18 protein-coding genes and 2 tRNA genes are annotated in these 21579 nt (G+C 55.1%); 11 read left to right on the forward strand and 9 right to left on the reverse strand.

Annotated elements, in window-relative coordinates; all coding sequences use genetic code 11:
* The first annotated feature begins 103 nt into the window (after positions 1-103).
* The 5 genes from rpsA to pyrF all read left to right on the forward strand — a co-directional run bounded on the left by rpsA (position 104) and on the right by pyrF (position 4499).
* Positions 104-1795: a 30S ribosomal protein S1 gene (rpsA, locus tag FWJ25_RS10235; RefSeq protein ID WP_149600191.1), complete on the forward strand. Its 1692-nt coding sequence runs from the start codon at positions 104-106 to the stop codon at positions 1793-1795.
* A gap of 130 nt (positions 1796-1925) precedes the next feature.
* Positions 1926-2222, forward strand: a complete 297-nt coding sequence (locus FWJ25_RS10240; protein ID WP_149600192.1) for an integration host factor subunit beta — start codon at positions 1926-1928, stop codon at positions 2220-2222.
* Positions 2223-2287: 65 nt separating this feature from the next.
* On the forward strand, positions 2288-2590 hold the full coding sequence (locus tag FWJ25_RS10245; protein WP_149600193.1) for a LapA family protein: 303 nt from the start codon (positions 2288-2290) through the stop codon (positions 2588-2590).
* A complete protein-coding gene (gene lapB / locus FWJ25_RS10250; RefSeq protein WP_149600194.1) occupies positions 2590-3759 on the forward strand; it encodes a lipopolysaccharide assembly protein LapB in 1170 nt (389 codons plus the stop codon). Before FWJ25_RS10245 ends, lapB begins: the two co-directional genes overlap by 1 nt.
* Positions 3760-3788: 29 nt before the next feature.
* Entirely contained in the window at positions 3789-4499 is a 711-nt protein-coding gene (pyrF, locus tag FWJ25_RS10255; protein ID WP_149600195.1) for an orotidine-5'-phosphate decarboxylase, read from the forward strand.
* A 499-nt stretch (positions 4500-4998) separates the two neighbouring features.
* Here pyrF and FWJ25_RS10260 read toward each other — a convergent pair.
* Both FWJ25_RS10260 and FWJ25_RS10265 read right to left on the reverse strand, forming a co-directional pair.
* Positions 4999-5074, reverse strand: a tRNA-Asn gene (locus FWJ25_RS10260).
* Positions 5075-5144: 70 nt separating this feature from the next.
* On the reverse strand, positions 5145-6329 hold the full coding sequence (locus FWJ25_RS10265) for a pyridoxal phosphate-dependent aminotransferase (RefSeq protein ID WP_149600196.1): 1185 nt from the start codon (positions 6327-6329) through the stop codon (positions 5145-5147).
* Positions 6330-6512: 183 nt separating this feature from the next.
* On the opposite strand from FWJ25_RS10265, the gene uvrB reads away from it, so the two are divergent.
* Positions 6513-8570: an excinuclease ABC subunit UvrB gene (gene uvrB, locus FWJ25_RS10270; protein ID WP_149600197.1), complete on the forward strand. Its 2058-nt coding sequence runs from the start codon at positions 6513-6515 to the stop codon at positions 8568-8570.
* On the opposite strand, the gene FWJ25_RS10275 is transcribed toward uvrB, so the two are convergent.
* Positions 8556-9689 carry a GNAT family N-acetyltransferase/peptidase C39 family protein gene (locus FWJ25_RS10275; protein ID WP_149600198.1) on the reverse strand — a complete coding sequence of 378 codons (1134 nt, stop codon included), beginning with the start codon at positions 9687-9689 and terminating at the stop codon, positions 8556-8558. The genes uvrB and FWJ25_RS10275 overlap by 15 nt on opposite strands.
* Positions 9690-9889: 200 nt before the next feature.
* Between FWJ25_RS10275 and FWJ25_RS10280 the strand changes: the two genes are divergently transcribed.
* Positions 9890-11389, forward strand: coding sequence for a RimK family ATP-grasp domain-containing protein (locus tag FWJ25_RS10280; RefSeq protein WP_149600199.1), 1500 nt, complete (start codon positions 9890-9892; stop codon positions 11387-11389).
* A gap of 35 nt (positions 11390-11424) precedes the next feature.
* On the opposite strand, the gene FWJ25_RS10285 is transcribed toward FWJ25_RS10280, so the two are convergent.
* Positions 11425-12585 carry a cation diffusion facilitator family transporter gene (locus FWJ25_RS10285; RefSeq protein ID WP_149600200.1) on the reverse strand — a complete coding sequence of 387 codons (1161 nt, stop codon included), beginning with the start codon at positions 12583-12585 and terminating at the stop codon, positions 11425-11427.
* A gap of 409 nt (positions 12586-12994) precedes the next feature.
* Here FWJ25_RS10285 and FWJ25_RS10290 point away from each other — a divergent pair, with 409 nt between their 5' ends.
* On the forward strand, positions 12995-14023 hold the full coding sequence (locus FWJ25_RS10290) for a quinone-dependent dihydroorotate dehydrogenase (protein WP_149600201.1): 1029 nt from the start codon (positions 12995-12997) through the stop codon (positions 14021-14023).
* A gap of 187 nt (positions 14024-14210) precedes the next feature.
* On the opposite strand, the gene rmf is transcribed toward FWJ25_RS10290, so the two are convergent.
* The gene (gene rmf / locus FWJ25_RS10295; RefSeq protein ID WP_149600202.1) at positions 14211-14423 is read right to left on the reverse strand and encodes a ribosome modulation factor; all 213 of its coding nucleotides are present in this window, start codon (positions 14421-14423) and stop codon (positions 14211-14213) included.
* A gap of 319 nt (positions 14424-14742) precedes the next feature.
* On the opposite strand from rmf, the gene rlmKL reads away from it, so the two are divergent.
* Positions 14743-16917: a bifunctional 23S rRNA (guanine(2069)-N(7))-methyltransferase RlmK/23S rRNA (guanine(2445)-N(2))-methyltransferase RlmL gene (rlmKL, locus tag FWJ25_RS10300; RefSeq protein ID WP_149600203.1), complete on the forward strand. Its 2175-nt coding sequence runs from the start codon at positions 14743-14745 to the stop codon at positions 16915-16917.
* Between the two features lie 152 nt (positions 16918-17069).
* Here rlmKL and FWJ25_RS10305 read toward each other — a convergent pair whose 3' ends face one another.
* Positions 17070-17732: an outer membrane beta-barrel protein gene (locus tag FWJ25_RS10305; protein WP_246166759.1), complete on the reverse strand. Its 663-nt coding sequence runs from the start codon at positions 17730-17732 to the stop codon at positions 17070-17072.
* Between the two features lie 130 nt (positions 17733-17862).
* Positions 17863-18348, reverse strand: a complete 486-nt coding sequence (locus FWJ25_RS10310; RefSeq protein WP_149600204.1) for a hypothetical protein — start codon at positions 18346-18348, stop codon at positions 17863-17865.
* An 80-nt stretch (positions 18349-18428) separates the two neighbouring features.
* Here FWJ25_RS10310 and FWJ25_RS10315 point away from each other — a divergent pair, with 80 nt between their 5' ends.
* Positions 18429-19718: a M18 family aminopeptidase gene (locus FWJ25_RS10315; protein ID WP_149600205.1), complete on the forward strand. Its 1290-nt coding sequence runs from the start codon at positions 18429-18431 to the stop codon at positions 19716-19718.
* Positions 19719-19774: 56 nt separating this feature from the next.
* On the opposite strand, the gene FWJ25_RS10320 is transcribed toward FWJ25_RS10315, so the two are convergent.
* Positions 19775-19850 (reverse strand) — tRNA-Asn (locus tag FWJ25_RS10320).
* A 77-nt stretch (positions 19851-19927) separates the two neighbouring features.
* On the opposite strand from FWJ25_RS10320, the gene FWJ25_RS10325 reads away from it, so the two are divergent.
* A complete protein-coding gene (locus FWJ25_RS10325; RefSeq protein WP_368732300.1) occupies positions 19928-20875 on the forward strand; it encodes a YheT family hydrolase in 948 nt (315 codons plus the stop codon).
* 9 nt (positions 20876-20884) lie between these two features.
* Here the strand turns inward: FWJ25_RS10325 and FWJ25_RS10330 are convergent, their stop codons facing one another.
* Positions 20885-21526, reverse strand: coding sequence for an arylesterase (locus FWJ25_RS10330; protein WP_149600206.1), 642 nt, complete (start codon positions 21524-21526; stop codon positions 20885-20887).
* Between the last annotated feature and the right edge of the window lie 53 nt (positions 21527-21579).

Consider the following 21579-nt stretch of genomic DNA (forward strand, 5'->3'; position numbering starts at 1 on the left):
GAATCAGCGAAATCTGCCAGCCACAGGTTGCTTCCGGAAATCGCTAACAGACCGTGTTGCTGGTAGCACGGAGTAAACTTGCGTAGATCATATAGGGCACATAATGAGCGAGAGCTTTGCGGATCTTTTTGAAGAAAGTCTGAAAGAAATTGACATGCAACCAGGTTCCATCGTCCAGGGAACCGTAGTTGACGTCGACAACGACTGGGTCACAGTTAACGCCGGACTGAAGTCCGAAGGTGTTATCCCCGCCTCCCAGTTCCTTAACGAAAAAGGCGAGTTGGAAATTGCTGTCGGCGATGTTGTCGATGTAGCTCTCGACGCTGTTGAAGACGGCTTCGGTGAAACCCGTCTGTCCCGCGAGAAGGCCAAGCGTGCAGAAGCCTGGAAGGTGCTCGAGAAGTCCTTCGAAGCTGAAGAAGTGGTCAAGGGTGTTATTAACGGCAAGGTCAAGGGCGGTTTCACTGTCGACCTGGCTGGCATCCGTGCGTTCCTGCCTGGTTCACTCGTAGACGTTCGTCCGGTTCGCGACACTGCGCACCTGGAGAACAAAGAACTCGAATTCAAAGTTATCAAGCTCGACCAGAAGCGTAACAACGTGGTTGTTTCCCGCCGCGCCGTTCTGGAAGCTGAAAACAGTGCTGAGCGTGAAGCTCTGCTTGAAACCCTGACCGAAGGTCTGGAAATCAAGGGTATCGTCAAGAACCTGACCGACTACGGTGCATTCGTGGATCTGGGCGGTGTTGACGGCCTGCTGCACATCACTGATATGGCCTGGAAGCGCATCAAGCATCCGAGCGAGATCGTAAACGTTGGTGACGAAATCAACGTTAAGGTCCTGAAGTTCGATCGCGAGCGTAACCGTGTATCTCTGGGTCTGAAGCAGCTGGGTGAAGATCCTTGGGTAGATATCAAAGGTCGTTATCCTGAAGGTGGTCGCGTCAAGGCGCGTGTTACCAACCTGACAGACTATGGCTGCTTCGCTGAGCTGGAAGAAGGTGTTGAAGGTCTGGTTCACGTATCCGAAATGGATTGGACCAACAAGAACATCCATCCGTCCAAGGTTGTTCAGGTAGGCGACGAAGTTGAAGTTATGATCCTGGATATCGACGAAGAGCGTCGTCGTATTTCCCTGGGTATCAAGCAGTGTGTTGCTAACCCGTGGGAAGATTTCTCCGGCAACTTCAACAAAGGCGACCGTATCTCCGGTAAGATCAAGTCCATCACTGACTTCGGTATCTTCATCGGTCTGGACGGCGGCATCGACGGCCTGGTTCACCTGTCCGACATCAGCTGGAACGAGACTGGCGAAGAAGCGGTTCGCGAATACAAGAAGGGTGACGAAGTTGAAACCGTTATCCTGTCTGTTGATCCAGAGCGTGAGCGCATCTCCCTGGGCATCAAGCAGCTGGAAAGCGATCCGTTTGCCGAGTTCGTTCAGCTGAACGACAAGGGCTCTATCGTTAAGGGCACTGTTTCTGCAGTTGACGCCAAGGCGGCAACTATCGCTCTGAACGACGAAGTTGAAGCTGTTCTGAAGGCTTCCGAAATCAGCCGTGACCGCGTTGAAGACGCTCGTAACGCGCTGAAGGAAGGCGAAGAAGTAGAAGCGAAGATCATCAGCATCGACCGCAAGAACCGCATCATCAACCTGTCTGTGAAGTCCAAAGACGTTGAGGACGACAAGCAGGCGCTGGAAAATGTGCGCAGCAAGGCGGCAGAGACTTCTGGTGCGACCACCATCGGTGATCTCATCAAGGAGCAGATGCAGCAGCAAAACGCCAACAAGGAATAATTTTCCGGTTGGTAAGAAAAAGCGGGCTCTAAGAGCCCGTTTTTTTTGTGTTTTTTTTGTGTTTGGCTAAACTAGTGGTCATGGGTGTCCGGCATTCGACGGCTGATAATAACGAAGAGGGAAGCGCCTCATGACGAAATCTGAGCTGGTTGAGTTAATTGCTTCTAAGCAGACGCAGTTGTCTGTTAAAGATGTGGAGCTGGCAGTAAAAACCATCATCGAGCATATGTCCCAGTCGCTTGCTGATGGGCAGAGAATTGAAATTCGGGGTTTCGGGAGCTTTTCCCTTCATCATAGGGCAGCCCGAACCGGTCGAAATCCAAAGACTGGGGATGCAGTACAGCTGCCGGCAAAGTTCGTTCCTCACTTCAAACCGGGGAAGGAGCTGCGGGAGCAGGTGAACGACAGTCTGAAAAAGGGCTTTTAAAAAGCTCGAGCTGGAAACGCGTATAATGCGGGTTTTTAATGGACTCGCCCAGGAGTGCTATTGCTATGGCAGGATTGCAGAAGGTCGTCATTATTCTGTTGGTACTGGTTTTAATCCTGCTGGCGCTCGTGTTTTCGCTGAACAACCAGATGGCAGTTTCGCTTAACTTCCTTTTGTTTGAAACTCAGCCTCACGGTGTCGCTGTCTGGATTATCATGTCTTTCGTTATTGGTTCTCTGTTTGGAGTGCTAATGACAATGCTGGCGACCGTTCGTGGTTCGGTCTCCCGCCGCGCCCTTCAGAAGCGACTTGATCGTGCTGAACAGGCATTGGAGAAATCCAGGGCCCAGAACGACCGGACTCTTTGATGGATATAGTGCTTCAATGGCTGCTGCTCACGGTGGCTGTGGCGGCTGGCTGGCTGGTTGGTCGGCTCGGTAATAATGGAAGCAAGGCTAATAAGGCGATCGCGGACGAAGACTCGGTGCGTGACCGCCTTCAGTTTCTGTTTACCAACTATTCTGATGAGGCGGTAGAGAACTTTGTTCAGTCCCTGGCTGTTAACAAGGATACTGTCAGTCTTCACCTTTCTATCGGTAGTCATTTTCGTCTGAAGGGCGAAAGCGACCGGGCTATCCTGATCCACCAGAACCTTCTCGCCCGCCCGGAGCTTCCTACTCGATTTACGCCTCAGGTAACGTTAGAGCTGGCCAAGGACTACCTCAAGGCCGGGTTGCTGGACAGGGCAGAGGCTTTGCTTCATCAGCTAATGGGTGACCGGGACTATGGTCGGAAATCGGCTCAGCAGCTAATCGAGCTATACCAGCAGGAGCGGGAGTGGCGTAAAGCGGGCGACGTTGCCAGAACCCTGACCCGGGGGGATGCGGACCCCGACATGCAGAAAATACTGGCTTATATCACCTGTGAGCTCGCCGACGAGGCTCTGAAGCAGGACGATCGCTGGACTGCGCAGAAACTTACCAGGGAAGCTCTGGAGTATGATCGCTCATGTGTTCGGGCGACCTTTATTATGATGAAGCTGTTGATGCGGCAGGGTAATTTTCGCGAAGCCGCGAACCAGAGCCTGAAAGTCTTCGACCAGAACCCTGAATTCGGCTCCGAGGCCGTCGACCGGCTCATGAAGTTGGAGCATGAGCATGGCGATGTAGGGCGTCTGGTCAAGAAACTCCGCAAGCTCTATGAAAGCTATCCCAGCACGAGTCTATTGCTCGCACTGGTCGAATCGGTTGAGCGCTCCCATGGCCGTCAGGCCGCTATTGATTTGCTGAGGCTGGAGCTTGAAACCCGACCAAGTGTCAGAGGGCTGCTCCGTCTGGTCGAGATTGCAGGATACGAGAAAGGTATGACCACCGACGAGGGGCGCCTGGTCAGCCGGATTGGTCACCTCATTCTGGCCAATCGCCCGGTGTATCGTTGTGTCAGCTGTGGCTTCTCTGGTCAGCAGTTACACTGGTTATGCCCGAGCTGTAAACAATGGGAAACCATTCGCCCGATTCAGGGCGTTGAAGCCGAATAAATTCACCGACTGAGTGCAGGATACCCGCCGTGCAAACCCTGAATGACCCGAAAATTATCGTTGCCCTGGATTTCCCATCTGAAGACCCGGCCCTGGCGCTCGTTGATCAACTCGATCCGGCAAAGTGCCGCCTGAAGGTCGGCAAGGAGCTGTTTACCCGCTCCGGCCCGCAGCTGGTAAAGGGGCTGCAGAACCGCGGGTTTGATGTTTTCCTGGACCTGAAATTCCATGACATTCCTAACACCACCTCTGCGGCCGTGGCTGCTGCTGCAGACCTGGGGGTCTGGATGGTCAATGTGCATGCCTCCGGTGGCGAAAAAATGATGGTGGCCTGCCGTGAGCGCCTGGAATCCTTCGGCGCCGACAAGCCGCTTCTCATTGCGGTTACCGTGCTTACCAGCATGGGTGCGTCGGATCTGGTGGGGGTTGGTATCACCGACTCTCCGGAAGCGCAGGTGTCCCGTTTGGCCGCCCTGACCAAAAACTGTGGACTGGATGGTGTCGTCTGTTCCGCACAGGAAGCGCCCAAGCTCAAAGCCGAGCAGGGTGCAGGCTTCCAGCTGGTCACCCCGGGGATCAGGCCTCTGTCTGCCGACAAGGGCGACCAGCAGCGGATCATGACCCCAACAGATGCCCTCAAAGCTGGCTCCGACTACCTCGTTATCGGTCGTCCGATAACCCAGGCCGCCGATCCCCTTGCTGCCCTTGACGCGATTCACTCCGAAATCTCAGGTCTCTAACGTATAGTCCTGGATTGGTCTGGCCTTCTCCAAGCCTGTTGGTTATGGGGGCGGAGATGCCGGGCCTTCCTCCCGAAAACCGCTACGAGCACGTCCATGTGCGCTTGTTTCCGGCCATCCTTGGCCTCCAACATTTTCGGGAGGAAGGCCCGGCATCTCCGGTCCGAACCTTTCGGTTACCTCCAGTGCCTCTTCCAGTTGGTTCGGCTTTCAGCTGTTAGCGCCAAATATTTTTGTTGTATTTCTTTGCGGATAGCACGGGATGCGAAAGGGGTAGGAGAACAGCACGCCCAAAAATGTGCGGAGCCATGGATGGCGGAGCCCAAGCGCACATGGATGTGCTTGTAGCGGTTTTTGGGCGTGCTGTTCTCCTACCCCTGACTCCGCGCCCAAGCAGGCTCGGGACGGGCGGGACGGTGTTCTCGGGATGAGGGGGCAACGAAAAGAAGGGCAATAAAAAAGCCCGCTAACTCAGAGAATTAGCGGGCTTTCGGAATAGTGGCTCCCCGAGCTGGGCTCGAACCAGCGACAAACGGATTAACAGTCCGTTGCTCTACCAACTGAGCTATCGGGGAACGTCGTCATGTGACGAGGCGCGTATATTAAGTGGGAGGCAGCGCCTCGTCAACCCCTTAAATAAACTTTTTATCCAAGGGCTTTCTGCAGACGCTCAATGGCCTTCTGCAGGTTCTCCATGCTGGTCGCAAAACTTAGTCGCATGTGGCCCGGGCTACCGAACGCAGAGCCGGGAACCAGTGCAACACCAGCTTCGCTGAGCAGCTTCTCGGCAAACTCAACGTCAGTGCTGACGCTGCTGTCGGCATCGATAGCGCCCTGGAAGCTCGGGAACACATAGAAGGTACCATCGCCGTTCAGGCATTCCACACCAGGCAGCTTGTTCAGAGCGTCTACAAGCCAGTCATGGCGCTCTTTGAACGCTTTGACCATCTCACCAACGCATGCCTGATCACCGTCCAGGGCAGCTGTTGCAGCAGCCTGGGAGATAGAGCAGGGGTTGGATGTGCTCTGGGACTGGATTTTCTTCATGGCGCCGATGATTTTTGCCGGGCCTGCGGCATAACCAATACGCCATCCTGTCATGGAGTAGGCCTTGGACACACCGTTCAACACGAACGTGCGCTCATAAAGCTCTGGCGTGGCGTTCAGAATGTTGCAGAACGGCTTGCCGGTCCACAGGATCGGCTCGTACATGTCATCAGTGGCGATCATTACATTCGGGTACTTCTTCAGTACCTCGCCAAGGGCCTTGAGCTCCTCCAGGGTATACGCCATGCCGCTGGGGTTGGACGGGCTGTTGATCACGAACAGGCGAGTGCGCTCGGTCAGGGCGCTTTCAAGCTGCTCAGCAGTGATCTTGAAGCGTGTCTCAGCAGTTGTCTCAATGATGACTGGCTTGCCTTCGGCCACCAGCACCATGTCCGGGTAGGAAACCCAGTAAGGTGCGGGAATAATGGCTTCGTCGCCCGGGTTCAGTGTGGCAAGTGCGAGGTTGAAAAAGCTCTGCTTGCCTCCACTGGATACCAGAATCTGGTTGGCTTCGTAATCCAGGCCGTTATCCCGTTTGAACTTCGCAATAATCGCTTTCTTCAGGGCAGGCGTACCGTCAACGGCAGTGTACTTGGTCTGGCCGTTGGTAATGGCTTCAATGGCTGCCTGTTTGATATGTTCTGGGGTGTCGAAGTCCGGCTCGCCTGCACCGAGGCCAATAATATCCTGGCCAGCCGCACGGAGTTCTGCGGCCTTGTTGGTGACAGCAAGGGTGGGAGAGGGCTTGATAGCCTGTACTCGGCTGGAAAGTTGAAGGTCCAAACTTTGAGCTCCTTAAAGCTGCGTCTTATTGGGCTGCGATCGGCCGGGGAGGAACCAAGAGGTCTGGCTGAATTTCGCCCAGCCGTCGATCGCACAGATGGTATCATGAAGCCGCCAGAACACTAAATTTCTCGATAGTCTGAGACTGCAATCACGCTACAAACCGGAGGTTTGCCACCCGCTATGGCAAAAAATGAGTCCAGCACACCCAAAGAAGGGGTTTTCAGGGTCGATTCATCCTACGAGCCGGCTGGCGATCAGCCAAAGGCAATTGAGGGTCTGGTTGATGGGATTCATTCGGGCCTGGCCCACCAGACATTGCTGGGGGTTACCGGATCAGGTAAGACGTTTACCATCGCCAATGTAGTCCAGGAAATTCAGCGGCCAACGATTATCATGGCTCATAACAAAACTCTGGCGGCCCAGCTGTATGGTGAGTTCAAAGAGTTTTTCCCGGACAATGCGGTGGAATACTTTGTTTCCTACTACGACTATTACCAGCCTGAAGCCTACGTGCCGTCCTCCGACACGTTTATCGAGAAAGATGCATCCATAAACGAACACATCGAACAGATGCGGTTGTCCGCCACCAAGGCGCTTCTGGAAAGACCGGATGCGATTATCGTCGCTACCGTGTCGGCCATTTACGGTCTGGGTGACCCGCAATCCTACCTGAAGATGATGCTTCACCTGGACCGCGGCGATCAGATAGATCAGCGCTTCATTCTTCGCCGTCTCGCGGAGCTCCAGTACACTCGAAATGACGTGGAATTCCATCGGGCCAACTACCGGGTTCGCGGTGATGTCATTGATGTGTTTCCTGCGGAATCAGAGCGGGAAGCCATTCGTATCGAACTGTTCGACGATGAAGTAGAGAATCTGAGCTATTTTGACCCGCTCACCGGGGAGGTTCTGCGCCGGGTTCCGCGGGTGACCATCTATCCGAAGTCCCACTATGTAACGCCGCGCCAGACAGTCCTGGATGCAACAGAGCAGATCAAGGCGGAGCTGGACGAACGTTTGCAGGTGTTGCGAGACAACAACCGCCTGGTAGAAGCTCAGCGGCTTGAAGAGCGGACCCGATATGACATTGAAATGATGCTGGAGCTTGGATACTGCAATGGCATTGAAAACTATTCCCGCTATCTGTCCGGTCGAAAGCCAGGGGAGGCGCCGCCAACGCTGTTTGATTACCTGCCGCCCAATGCCTTGTTGGTGGTGGATGAGTCCCATGTGACGATTCCCCAGATCGGAGCCATGTACAAAGGTGACAGGTCGCGGAAGGAGACTCTGGTGGAGTACGGTTTCCGGCTGCCGTCAGCTTTGGATAACCGCCCCATGCGCTTTGAGGAGTGGGAGCGGATCGCGCCTCAGATGATTTTCGTGTCGGCAACGCCTGGCAACTATGAAGGCGAACATGCCGGCCAGGTCGTTGAACAGGTGGTGCGGCCTACCGGTCTGCTGGATCCTGAAATCGAAGTGCGTCCTGCCTCGACGCAGGTTGACGACCTGTTGTCAGAGATTCGTGCGCGAATTTCAGTGCAGGAACGTGTGCTGGTAACCACGTTGACCAAGCGTATGGCGGAAGATCTCACCGACTTCCTGATGGAGCACGACATCAAGGTCCGTTACCTGCACTCGGATATTGATACCGTTGAACGGGTCGAAATCATCCGGGACCTGCGTCGCGGTGAATTTGATGTATTGGTGGGCATCAACCTGCTCAGAGAAGGTCTGGATATGCCTGAAGTGTCGCTGGTGGCGATTCTTGATGCCGACAAGGAAGGCTTCCTGCGTTCGGAGCGTTCGTTGATCCAGACCATCGGTCGTGCGGCCCGTAACGTCAACGGCAAGGCGATTCTGTATGGTGACCGGATTACCGGCTCCATGCAGACGGCCATGGACGAAACGGAGCGGCGCAGAGCCAAACAGGTAGCACACAACGAAGAGCATGGTATAACACCCAAAGGACTGAACAAGAAAATCGCCGACATTATGGAAGGTGCAACCGGCGGTGGACGTGGTCGTCGCAAAGCTGAACGGCCAGGTCAGAAGGCGGCTGAAGAAGCGGAAGAATACCGGACGAAGGTGGGCAATCAGTCTCCGGAAGAGGTTCTCAAAAGAGTTTCCAGGCTGGAGGATGATATGTTCAAGGCTGCCTCTGAACTGGACTTCGAAACGGCTGCGCGTTTACGGGACGAAATTGCCGAACTCAAAGAAGCGGCGCTACGTACTGGATAACAGGGCGGGACGCTTTGGGCCAACAATAACCGCGGCCTGTAATGGCTGGACGCGGCCGTACCTCGACATTTTTCCGAACACCTTGCGGTCTACCGGCAAGTATTGCTTGTCGGCGACCGACTCCCCTGCGTCGGTGTCTATTTCAGGGTCGTGTAGATAGACAAACTGCTCATCCATCGCACATACCGTCACCCAATGTGGTACCCGGCTGCCGTTCAACTGCCAGGTACTGATGAGGATGACAGGCACCTGCCGTTGATGCAGGGCTTCTTCCATTCGGTCAAGTGTCAGCGGTTCGTGGTGCAGTTCGATTCCGGTTTCACCGAGGTCGTGCATGAATCCCTCATGTACCAACTCCAGAACCTTCTTCTTGTGTTCGTTCCTGACGGTATCCCGGAACAGGGGGCCTTCCGCACTGATCCACGCACTGGCCTCGAAACCACGCTTCCAGGCCGCCAGCGCCAGGCCGTGGGGACCACAGCCGCCGTGGCCAGCCAGCATGAAAATGGTAGTTGCCTCGCGCCAGATCCTGAGCTCCTCAAGCGTTGTCAGCGGTTGATCCTCGTCGAGTGCCGCCATGGCCATCAGCAGGGCTGCCGGCCCGCATGAGAAATCGGTTGTCTGCGGATAGTAGGGAACCTGCGGGTAGGCACGGGAAGGTTCGTAAAAGAGAATGCGACGCTCGAATCTAAGCGCGTCACCGTGATCCTCATAGTAATCACGATAGGTTCCGAACTGGCGATAGCCGAGGCGCCGGTACAGTTTGATGGCACTGGCATTGTCTTCCCGGACTTCCAGGCGCATGACGATTCTTCCTGCATCGGCGGCTTCTCGTTCCGCTTCCCGGACCAGTTTTTCTCCGACTCCGAAGCCCCGGGCTTCTGGGGCAACCGCCAGGGAATAAATTCGTGCCAGCCGGGTGGCGGCATTCATCAGTACGAGGCAATAGCCAACAAGTTCCCCGTCCATGCAGCACACGATCAGCCGATCCCGTGGCACATCCAGAAAACGCCGAAAGCTGCGGCGCGACAACCGGTCTTCGGTAAAGCATCGGTTTTCAAGACCAACAAGGGTATTCAGGTCAGCGTTGGTGGCATGTCGCAGCTCGATGTCAGGCATGTTTTTCGAACCCCGGTATATGGGTGGGGGAAGCGGCGAAACAGTCACTCCCTGAGCGGCTATTATGGTAGAACATGCAGCTTGCACAAGTAGCCCCGGCATGCGTAAAAGCACGCATCAACGGGTGATTGTGCAGGTTGGAAGCCAGGCGTATTGTTGCGAAAATTTCCCCGGCTGAACCTTCAGGGAGGAGTGTCCGGATGTCCCGACTGCTTATCGTTGTTGACCGCGCCAAAGACTGGTCTCCTTACTACCCCAGTGACGATGTGCTGACCTTCGACCAGTACCTCCAGTTTTCCCCATCCAGTGCTGGCAGGGTCCGGGTAATCAACTTGTGTCAGAGTGCCCGGTATCTCAGTCAGGGCTATTACTGCTCATTACTGGCCGAAGCCCGTGGGCACCATGTTGTGCCGTCTGTTCTGACGCTCAATGATCTCGGGCGTAAGGGCCTGTTTTCGCTGGAACTGGAAGAGCTGGACGACAGTGTTGTGAACTGGCTGGAAGCTTCCGGTTCGGAGATCGATCCGGCCAAGGATGACCGGGCTGCAACCCATGAAGTTCGGATTCGAACCTACTTTGGGCAGGCTGAGCATCCGGATCTTAAGCCCGTGGCCAGGGTATTGTTCGAGCGGTTCCCTTGTCCGATTCTGGAAGTGGTGTTCAAGCGTCGCAAACATTGGCAGATTGAGTCCATGAGGCCGGCGGCACCGGCGGATCTGAATGAACAGGAACAAGACCTGTTTGCCTCGGCGCTCGATCGTTTCAGCAGTATGGTCTGGCGTAAGCCCCGGACCCGGCGCCGCTATCGCTATGATCTGGCGGTGCTGGTCAACCCTGACGAAGACATGCCGCCCAGTGACAAGGTTGCCCTGAAGCGATTTGAGAAAGCTGGCAGGAAGCTGGGGATCAATGTTGAGCAGATCACTCGCCGGGATTACATGCGTCTCCCTGAGTACGATGGCCTGTTTATCAGGGAAACAACGGCTATTGATCACCACACCTACCGGTTTGCGCGCAAGGCGGAGGCCGAAGGTATGGTCGTTATCGATGACCCGGTCTCAATCCTTAAGTGCACGAATAAAGTATTTCTTGCAGACCTGCTGAAGAACAACAAAGTACCGACGCCAAAGACGTTGATCTTGTCCAGGGACAGAAAGAATGCTGCAGAGCAGGTAATAGAGGAACTGGGTTATCCGGTGGTTCTCAAAATACCTGATGGGGCCTTTTCCAGGGGTGTAACCAAGGCAGAAGATGAAGCGTCGCTGCGTGCCGGACTCAAGGCGCTGTTCAAGCAGTCGGCTCTGGTCCTGGCCCAGGAGTACCTCTATACCGACTATGACTGGCGCATCGGGGTTCTGGGAGGTCGTGCCATCTATGCCTGCAAGTACATGATGGTCAAGGGGCACTGGCAGATCTACCAACACGGCGAGTCATCCAGCGAGAGCGGCGATTTTGAAACATTGCCGACCTATGAAGTGCCGAGAAATGTGATTCAGGCGGCTCTCAACGCAACCCGTCTGATAGGTAACGGTCTGTACGGGGTTGATATCAAACAGTCTGGCAACCGGGTTGCGGTTATTGAAGTAAACGATAACCCAAGTATTGATGCCGGGGTAGAAGACCGCTTCCTGGGCGGCGAGCTTTATACCCTGGTGATGCAGGAATTCCTGTCACGGATGGAAGAAAAACGCCGCCGTTGACCGTTCTTCGATCGCCCTGGGTCAGGAATCAGGAATCAGGGTCTGGACTGCCAGACCCTGGCGCTGCCAAACCATTCGTTATCGCCTAGTTTCTCCCGTATGTTTTCCGTCGTCAGCATGTTGTTGATGTCAGGGGAGTCCAGAAACAGCTCCAGATGGACTTTGCCTTTGAGATAATGAAGACGCAGCCTGCTGTCAGCCGGAAGTTCTCCAAGCGCTTCTGAGAGCGCCTGACGAATCTGCTCTCTGGAGGGTAGTTCGTGGGTTGTATGGGGCAGGTTCTCGTCGTTTTCCGCGTCAATGTGGAAGTTGATGTCCCGGATGTTTTCCAGTGCACCGCGCATCCCCGACACAACCTGAATGCCAATCTGGTGGCCTTCGGAGACGCTGATGTCCGGGCGTACCACGAGATGCACGTCCAGAAGAATATCGTGGCCCATCTTTCGGCTGCGCAGTTCATGCACGTTGCGCACACCGTCGGTTTTACGGGCGATGTCTTTCAGCAATTTCGTGTCTTCCGGCGACAGGCCTGTGTCCACCAGTTCTTTCACGCTGTCCCAGGTGAAAGACCAGCCAATGTGAATAATGATGATGGCTATGATCACGGCCGCAAGAACATCCAGCCAGATAAACCCGAGCATGGCGCCTGCGGTGGATACCAGCACGACGATAGAAGAAAAGGCGTCGGTTCGGCTGTGCCAGGCATTGGCGATAATCAGATCCGAACGAATGCGCTCACCGACCCGGCGGGTATAACGGTAGATCCACTCTTTGCCCACGACAGAAACGGCTGCGGCGACCAGTACCGGCCAGCCCGGGGCTATTACGGCCTCATGGGCCAGTAGTCGCAAGGTGTTCTCCCAGGCCAGCGCCGCCCCGACCGCGATAAGGATGGAGCCCAGGAGAAGGGTCCCGAAGGTTTCGATGCGTTGATGCCCGTAGGGATGGTTATCGTCAGGAGCCTGCCTGGATACCCGCATCACGCTGAGCACAACGAGATCTGATGCCACATCACTGAATGAATGAACGCCATCAACAATAAGTGCCTGCGAATGAAACAGGGCACCGGCTATGACCTTTATAATCCCCAGAACGGCATCGAGCACCATGCCAATGATGGTGACTCTGGACGCGGCTTTCATTTCGGCGGCCAGATTATTGCGATGCTGTTCTGAAGGGGACAACGGTTCTTCCATCCTGGAGCTCCGGGCAGGGTGATAGCTGATAGGGCAGTATACCGTTAACGAACCACACTGCGAGTTGGTGCGTTAACATTATTTCCTCCCGAATTGTGCACACGGTTTCAATACCGTGACGACGTAACAGAGTGTTTTGTTTTCTGTCTTTAGTCATCTTTTAATATTTAAGTCATTGAAAATAAACAATTTTAAAACTGATCAAAAAATGATCAATTTGTAGAGCGGCGCAGTTATCAAGGGATGGCAACCGTTGCCCCGTGATTTTCAACAGAGTTATCCACAGAATCCGTGGAAAAGGTCACGAGAACTTAATCAAACGGCCATTTGAGAGGTATTCATTGTTGGGTCGGGATGCTGTGGAAAACTTCCGGTATACTCCGCCCACTTGTTGTTAAGGAGTGATGAGATGTACGGCTTAATCCGCAACCTCCTGTTCCGGTTACCTCCAGAGCAGGCACATAACCTGGCACTCAATAGCCTTGATGTTGCAAACAGGCTGAACCTGATAGGCGCACTCGCGCCGCGAGTTGAAGCATTGCCGGTGAAGGTTATGGGGCTGGATTTCCCCAACCCGGTTGGTTTGGCTGCGGGGCTTGATAAAAATGCGGATCATCTCGATGCGCTCGGAGCACTGGGATTTGGCTTTATTGAAGTGGGCACTGTAACGCCGGTTGCTCAGCCCGGTAATCCCAAGCCAAGAATGTTCCGATTGCCGGAGCATCAGGCCATCATTAACCGTATGGGATTTAACAACGAGGGCCTTGATCACCTGCTATCTCAGGTAAAACGTCGTAACTACCGCGGTGTTCTGGGGATTAACGTCGGTAAGAATAAAAACACCCCGAATGAAGAATCTGAGTCGGATTACCGTAAAGGTATTCATGCCGTCTACGACCAGGCGGACTACATCACGGTGAATGTATCTTCCCCGAACACCCCTGGCCTCAGGGATTTGCAGTTCGGCGATTCGCTGAAGGGATTGCTTGAAGCGATCAAGGATGAGCAGCGTAAATGCGAGAAGGCCTATGGGCGCTATGTGCCGGTGGCAGTAAAAATCGCCCCGGATATGGATGATCAGGAAATCAGGTTCGTCGCCAACGCATTGAAAGAGAGTGGCATCGACGGAGTGATCGCGACTAACACAACCATTACACGCGATGCGGTTGCAGGCCATCGGTATGCTGACGAGGCTGGAGGGCTCAGTGGCGCACCGGTACGCGCACCATCCGTCAGAGTGATTGAGGGGTTGTATGCCGAGCTGGGTGAAGCCTTGCCCATTATTGGGGTCGGAGGCATTACTGACGGTGAAAGTGCGGCTGAGAAAATTCGCGCGGGTGCGAAGCTCGTGCAGGTTTACACCGGCTTTATCTATCGCGGTCCGGATCTGATACGGGAAGCCGTAGAAGGTATTCGTGCTATGAAGAAGGAAATGTGAGCGGCAGGTTCCGGTTGCCGGAAAGAAGGTGGGCCCGCTTAGCGGGCCCGAGCGGGGAATTAACCCCGTAGCGCTTCTTCGTATGGTACGGGGCGGGAGGCCCCGTTTGGGTTTGCTCTTTTTTTACTGCTCTAAATTGTGTTGTAAAAAACAGATCAAGATTCGGGGTTGGTGGGTTAATGCCACCTCATGCTGAGGTGACGTTGGAAAGTTTGTGGATGCCGGATACGCCGGTCATTCCCTCCCAGTTATCGGTGCGTCCTTCGCGCCACCCGTTCAACCATTCCTGGCGAACTTCCACTTGTTCAATCGGGCAGCTGTCTTTCGGTTTACCGGAAACTCCGGCCAGATAACCCCGCTTGTATGCACGAGCGTACATGTCTCTTTTCTGTCTTTTCATGCCGTTCCTCACTGATGGATTAACAGAACAAGCGTGTACACATCTGCAGTGGCTGCGACCTGTGAGACCCATTCAGGGACAACCCACTATTGTCAGTTCAAGCCAGAGCAGTCAGGATCCTGTTAATGGAAGTTTTCCAACTTCCAGAACGACGCGTCAGTTACAAGGTAATGCGAACTTTGCGCCGGTGTACACTAATTATTTCATCTATGTGAAGCTTTTCTTATAGTTGTATGAAATAAAAGGAAGGTGGGGAACGGGAGTTTCCGCTGCCATTCCAGAAACTTACCCAGAAGGCCTGAAGAACCGGGAGTTGAACTTGTCCAAGTCTGTCTTTTTTGTAACCTGTCCCAAGGGTGTTGAATACCTGTTGGCGGATGAGCTCAGCACATTCGGACTGGAGACTGTCCGCAATGCGCCGGCAGGTGTCTGGGTAGAAGGCCCTCTGGAAGCCGGCTATCGAGCTTGTTTGTGGTCCCGGCTTGCCAACCGGGTAATACTCCATCTCGCCGAGGTGGACGCCAATAGTGGCGATCAGCTCTATGACGGTGTGGTACACCTCGACTGGCAGCAACACATCCCGCTGAATGGCAGTTTTCGCGTTACTTTCCTTGGTCAGAATGAAACCATCCGGAATACCCAGTTCGGTGCCCAGAGGGTCAAAGATGGCATCGTTGACCGGTTCCGTGCTGGTGGCACGGCCAGGCCTTCGGTGGATGCCAAGACGCCTGACGTGATTGTGTCTGCCCGGCTTAACCGGGGGCGCCTTGCATTGGGGATTGATCTGAGTGGCCACAGTCTGCATATGCGTGGCTACCGGACGGAGACGGGCCTTGCGCCGCTCAAGGAAAACCTTGCTGCGGCTCTGCTAATGCGAGCAGGCTGGCCGGATATTGCGGCCGCAGGCGGTGATTTTGTTGACCCTATGTGTGGCTCCGGAACCCTGGTAATCGAAGCTGCCATGATGGCGCTGGATCTGGCTCCGGGGCGAAGGCAGGATCGGTTCGGCTTCGAGAAGTGGGTAGGGCATCAGCCAGATATCTGGCTGGCGCTGCGTCAGGAAGCGGAGAGGCGGGCCCATGAGGGCAGGCAGGGGCGAATTCCCAGGTTTGCCGGTTTTGATCAGGACAGCCGTGTGATTGCAACGGCATGGAAGAATATTCAGCGGGCTGGGCTTGAGGATGTGGTTCACGTTGAGAGCCGCCCGGTCAGCGAGCTCCAGCTTGAAGGCGAATGGTCGTCTACAGGTCTGGTACTGACTAACCCTCCATACGGTGAACGGCTGAGCGAACGCAAGCAGCTCGGCGCGCTTTACCAGTCGCTGGGGGATGCAGTGAAGCAAAGGGTAACGGGATGGCGCCTGGGTGTCTTTACCGGCGCTCCTGAATACGGCAAATCCATCGGTCTGCGCAGCTATAAGCAATACCGGCTATTCAACGGTAAGTTGCCGGCGCAGTTGTTGCTATTCGAGATCAATGAAGCCAGTGCGATGGAACCCCATGAGCCGGATGTTCCAGGGCAACTCACCCCCAGGATTCGTAATCAGGAACGGGCCGACATGCTGCGGAACCGGCTGAAAAAGAATCTCAAAACCATAGGCCAATGGGCTCGCAAGCAGGGAATAGGCTGTTATCGCCTGTATGACGCGGATATGCCGGAATTTGCGTTGGCCATTGATATATACGAGGGGCGGGTGCATGTGCAGGAGTACGCGGCACCAAAGTCTGTGGATGAGCGGGCTGCCCGGGAACGGCTGGCGGAGGCTCTTGCTGTGATCCCCGACGCTCTGGGTATTGAGCGTGAGGACATGGTGTGCAAGCAACGTCAGCGGCAGGCGGGTACGAGTCAGTACGAGAAGCAGGGGGCAACTGGGGAGTTTTTCGAGGTGCATGAGCACGGCTGTGTGCTCAAGGTTAATCTCAAAGACTACCTGGATACCGGTCTGTTCCTGGATCACCGGCCTGTACGCCACTGGATTCAGCAGAATTCTAAGGGTAAGCGTTTCCTGAATCTGTTCTGCTATACCGGAGCGGCCTCGGTGCATGCGGTGGTGGGCGGTGCCAGTCGTTCGCTGAGTCTGGATATGTCGAAGACCTATGTCGGTTGGGCTCAGGACAATCTGGCGCTGAACGGTGCGGACCGGAAAAAGCATCGGGTGGAGCAGGCGGACTGTCTGGCGTGGCTTGCGGCCAGGCCGGCTCCGAATGAGGTATTTGATCTGATTTTCATGGATCCGCCGACGTTCTCGAATTCTGCCCGTATGGCGGGTGTGCTGGATATTCAGAAGGATCATGGAACGATGATTCGTCAGGCGATGGCTCGGTTGTCATCTGACGGGCTGCTGATTTTTTCCAACAATTTCCGGCGCTTTAAGCTGGATGAGGAACTGGAGGCGGAATTCGAGGTGAAGGAGGTTTCCCGGTCAACCATTGATAAGGATTTTCAGCGGAACCAGAAGATTCACAGGTGTTGGCATATTCGGCATTCGGGTTAACTCTGCCGCTGGAATATCGGGGATTACGACAGGCTATCCCGGAATCGCTACGAGCACATCCATGTGCGCTTGAGTGACGCCGTCCTTGGCGTCACACATTCCGGGATAGCCTGTCGCAACCCCCTCTGCCATCGTTGGGTGACAGCTGTCCCTCAGAACTCGTATCGAAGCCCACTCGAGAACTGAAAAGTATTGGCATAGGTGTCCGTATCTTTGAACAGGCGCCCGCCTTCGAAAACCAGGAAGGTGTCGTCAAACAGTTCGAAGTCCAGTCCCACCAGCCAGCTCACACTGAAGCTGCTCGCAGGGTATTGCTCGTCGAGGTAGCGATATTGGCGGTTGAGGTTGCTTTCCCTGTTTTCCAGATCGGCTTCGCCATGGATATAGCTGAATCCGCCTTGCCCATAGACGTTAGCGTATTCCGTGATCGGGTAGTGCAGGCCCATGTACCAGCTGGCGTAATAGTCGACTGAGAGGGTCAGGTCGTCTGATATTTCTGCATCGCTGTATCCCCCTCCGAATCTGAGTTCAGCGTGGGCGTAGTCCGTGATGTGCCCGCCGATGACCAGTGTGCCGGCCTGGCTCCAACCGTCTTCTTTTGTGTGCGGCAGTGTCTGGTGGTAGCCGAGGGATCGGTGTTCCAGTGCTGTGGCCAGTATACCGATGTAGTGTTTGTCGGATCGGGGAGTGTCGTCAGCGATGGCCTTAGTTGCTGTGAGCGGGGTTGCGAGCAGGGTTGTGAGCAGGACGGTGAGCATCAGCGTCAGTGCGCCTGACTTTGGGAATGGCACGACGTTTAGCGCTAGGTTATTCATTGTTATCGGGTTTCCTGACGCGGGTAGAGGTAAAAAACGGTTAGGGGCAGATTCTGCCTTGTGTAACTGTTTGTTACGTCGACCCGTGTCACACTTCCCCGTGCAGGTTCTATCTGCGGCTCAGGGCTGTTCAGTCTTCGTCCATCAATCCTTCTTCTCTGGCCAGCAGGAGCAGAGCGTATACGCCGTTTTCCGGTAGCTGTGGTTCCAGGCCTTCGTCGATCATGAGTTGGCGGCGGCGGTCTTCCAGAGTCTCTCTGTCGAGGTTGGTGATCAGGTCGGAGATAGGCGCAATTTCAAAGGGCGGCTCGTGGCCCACGGCACTGAATATCAGGTCCACGAGGATTTCATCCGGGTCCAGGCCATCCACGTAGACGGTCTGGTCTGGAAGGTCTTCATGGAGTTCGCGGACGATTTCCAGCAGGGGCACGCCCTGTTCATCGAGGTATCTCTGATCGATGTCCGGCAGGTCGCCGTCTTCAGGGAGCCAGTCGTCTTCCGGGCTGATGACGACGGTTTTCATGCGGCCATCGGTTAGCGACCAGGCCATGGCGACGGGGAACAGAGCGTCGTCGGTCTGGCAGTATTCGATGTCGAGGAAAGTCGGTAGTTGCACGCTCGGGCTCCCGTTTGGGTGTGTTGATTGGCGGCTTCATGCCATACTGTTGAAGCAATTATCATTCAATCAGGGACATCATGGAACACGCTGAATTCAACAAAGATTTATTGAAGTTTCTGAATGCCTCGCCTACGCCGTGGCACGCCGTGGCGACGATGGAGAGCCGGCTGGCGGCAGCAGGTTTTCACGCGTTGAACGAACGGGATGACTGGGAGCTGAAGCCTGGTACCGGCTATTACGTGACCCGCAACGGTTCGTCTATTGTGGCATTTCGTACCGGCAATGGCGATGTCTCGGCCTCCGGTATCCGCATGGTCGGTGCTCATACCGACAGTCCTTGTCTGAAGGTAAAACCAAACCCGGAATTACGCCGCAAGGGTTTCTTTCAGCTGGGCGTGGAAGTATACGGTGGCGTACTGCTGAACCCCTGGTTTGATCGGGATCTGTCTCTGGCCGGGCGTGTGACTTATCTGGGCGAAGACGGAGAGGTTCACGATACGCTGGTGGACTTCCGTAAGGCGGTGGCGTTTATTCCCAGCCTGGCCATTCATCTGGACCGCGAAGCCAATTCCAGCCGGACGGTAAACGCCCAGACCGACCTGCCTCCGGTGATGATGCAGGTGCCGGATGGAGACACCACCAGCTTTCATGATTTGCTGCAGCGCCAGATCAGTGAAGAATCCGGTGAGAAGGCGCGCAAGATTCTCGGTTATGAACTGAGCTTCTACGATGCGAGTGGTGCAGCGTTTGTAGGCCTGCGGGATGAGTTCATCGCGTCGGCTCGTCTGGATAACCTGCTGAGTTGTTATATCGGATTGCAGGCCCTGTTGAACACTTCCGGCGACGAAGCGGCGCTACTGGTCTGCAATGACCATGAGGAGGTCGGTAGTGTGTCGGCTGAGGGTGCTCAGGGGCCATTCCTGTCAGCGGTTCTTGATCGTTGGTGTGGTACCGGGAAGGCCAAGGCAATTGCCGGGTCCATGATGGTGTCGGCAGACAATGCCCATGGTATTCACCCGAATTATATGGACAAGCATGACGAAAACCACGGTCCTTTGCTGAACAGTGGTCCGGTAATCAAGGTGAATCACAACCAGCGGTATGCCACCAATAGTCGCTCTGCCGCTGTCTATCGCCATATCAGCGATGAACTGGGTTTACCTCATCAGACGTTTGTTGTCCGGAGTGACATGGGCTGTGGCAGTACCATTGGCCCTCTGACGGCGGGGAACCTGGGCGTGACGACCCTGGATATCGGTGTGCCTCAGTTTGGTATGCATTCCATTCGTGAGCTGATTGGAACCGAGGACGGGTATACTCTGTTCCGGGTACTGACGGAGTTTATGCAGCGGAAGAAGATTTTCTGAGGCGGTAAACGAAAAATGCCGCTGCTTCGTAAAAAGCAGCGGCATTCAGAAATAAGTGGCTCCCCGAGCTGGGCTCGAACCAGCGACAAACGGATTAACAGTCCGTTGCTCTACCAACTGAGCTATCGGGGAACAGCATCAATCAAGATGGCGCGCATATTAAGCACTTTATCCGTCGGGGTCAACCCTCTGAATTGAAAGGTTAAAAATTGTACTATCGACCACCTCCCTGGTTGCGAAACGGGCATCTGCAATCGGTCTGGCCGACCTTGTTCCGTAAGGTGGAAATGGTTGCGCCAGAGTCCGAAGTTCTCCCGACTGATGACGACGACGAGTTGCACCTCGACTGGTATCGTCAGGGCAGTAATCGGCTCGCCATTGTTTCCCATGGCCTCGAAGGGCACAGCCGGCGTTCCTACGTTCTCGGGCTGACCAGGGCGCTGCTGAGCGATGGCTGGGATGTGCTGGCCTGGAATTATCGTTCTTGTGGCGGCGTGATGAACCTGCAGCCGCGCTTCTATCACAGCGGCGCGACGGAGGATCTGGAGCGGGTGGTGGAGCACGGGCTTGGGAAGGGGTATGAAACCCTGTTCCTGTCCGGTTTCAGTATGGGGGGTAACCTGACGTTACTGTATCTCGGCCAGCAGGGGGAGCACACTGACAGCCGGATCTGTGGCGCCGTGGCTTACTCCGTGCCCTGTGATCTGGCGGGTTGCGCCGAGGTGCTGGCGAGGCCCAGTCGTAAAATTTACATGCAGCGATTTCTGAACGATCTTCACGGGAAAATGAAGGAAAAGTCGAGAAAGTTCCCGGATCTGATCGATGTTACCGGCTTTGAGGAAATGCGTAATTTTCGGGAGTTTGATGATCGTTATACGGCTCCGCTGCACGGTTTTGAGAGCGCCGAGGATTATTGGGCACGCTGTTCCTCCCTCGGCCGGCTTAAAGATGTTCGGGTTCCGACCCTGATGCTGAATGCGGAAGACGATCCGTTTCTGTCCGAACGCTGCTTTCCCGAATCACGAGCTGAGCTGGGTGCCCATGTCACCATGGAAGCGCCCCGATGGGGCGGGCACGTGGGGTTTGTTGAGCACGCCCGGGATGGCTACTACTGGTCTGAGCGCCGGGCCATCGCGTTTCTTCAGGATCTGGGTTGAGCTGGCCAGTTACTGGAGAACGGGCTCCAGAACCGGCCACACGTTGTCGAGCAGTTTGATTTGGGCCTCGGCCGTCGGATGGATGCCATCTTCCTGCATTAATCCGTCCTGGTCGTAAATTCCTTCCAGGAAAAAGGGAACCAATTCGGTGCCATAGCGGTCGGAGAGTTTCGGGTAGATGTCTGCAAACATCGCGGTGTACCTGCGCCCATAGTTAGGTGGTATCTGCATACCGACCAGAATTGCCTCGGCACCGGATTTCTGAACCCGGCTGATCATATCGGCCAGATTGTTCTCGATGATGTTCGGGGGAAAGCCGCGGAGCCCATCGTTGCCTCCCAGCTCGATAATGACAACTCCGGGGTCATGTTCTTCGATCAGCGCTGGTAACCGCCTTGCGCCACCGTCGGTGGTTTCTCCGCTGATACTGGCATTGACGACCTGCCAGCTGCTCAGGCCATTGTTGGCGAGCCGATCACTGAGGAGTCGGACCCAGGCGGTTTCAGACGGCACGCCATAGGCCGCGCTGATGCTGTCGCCAAGAACCAGAACGGTATTCCGGTTAGCCACAGCGGGTGCCGAGAAAACCACCGCGAGCAGTGCGTAAAACAGGATGAGGATGGGGCGGACAGACTTCGGTGCCGTATGCATAGTCAGATTCAGTGCCTCAATTCAGTTCAAATCATTCAGGAACGGGAGATTCC

It is taken from the genome of Marinobacter salinexigens (assembly GCF_008370345.1).
Classification (GTDB): Bacteria; Pseudomonadota; Gammaproteobacteria; order Pseudomonadales; family Oleiphilaceae; genus Marinobacter; species Marinobacter salinexigens.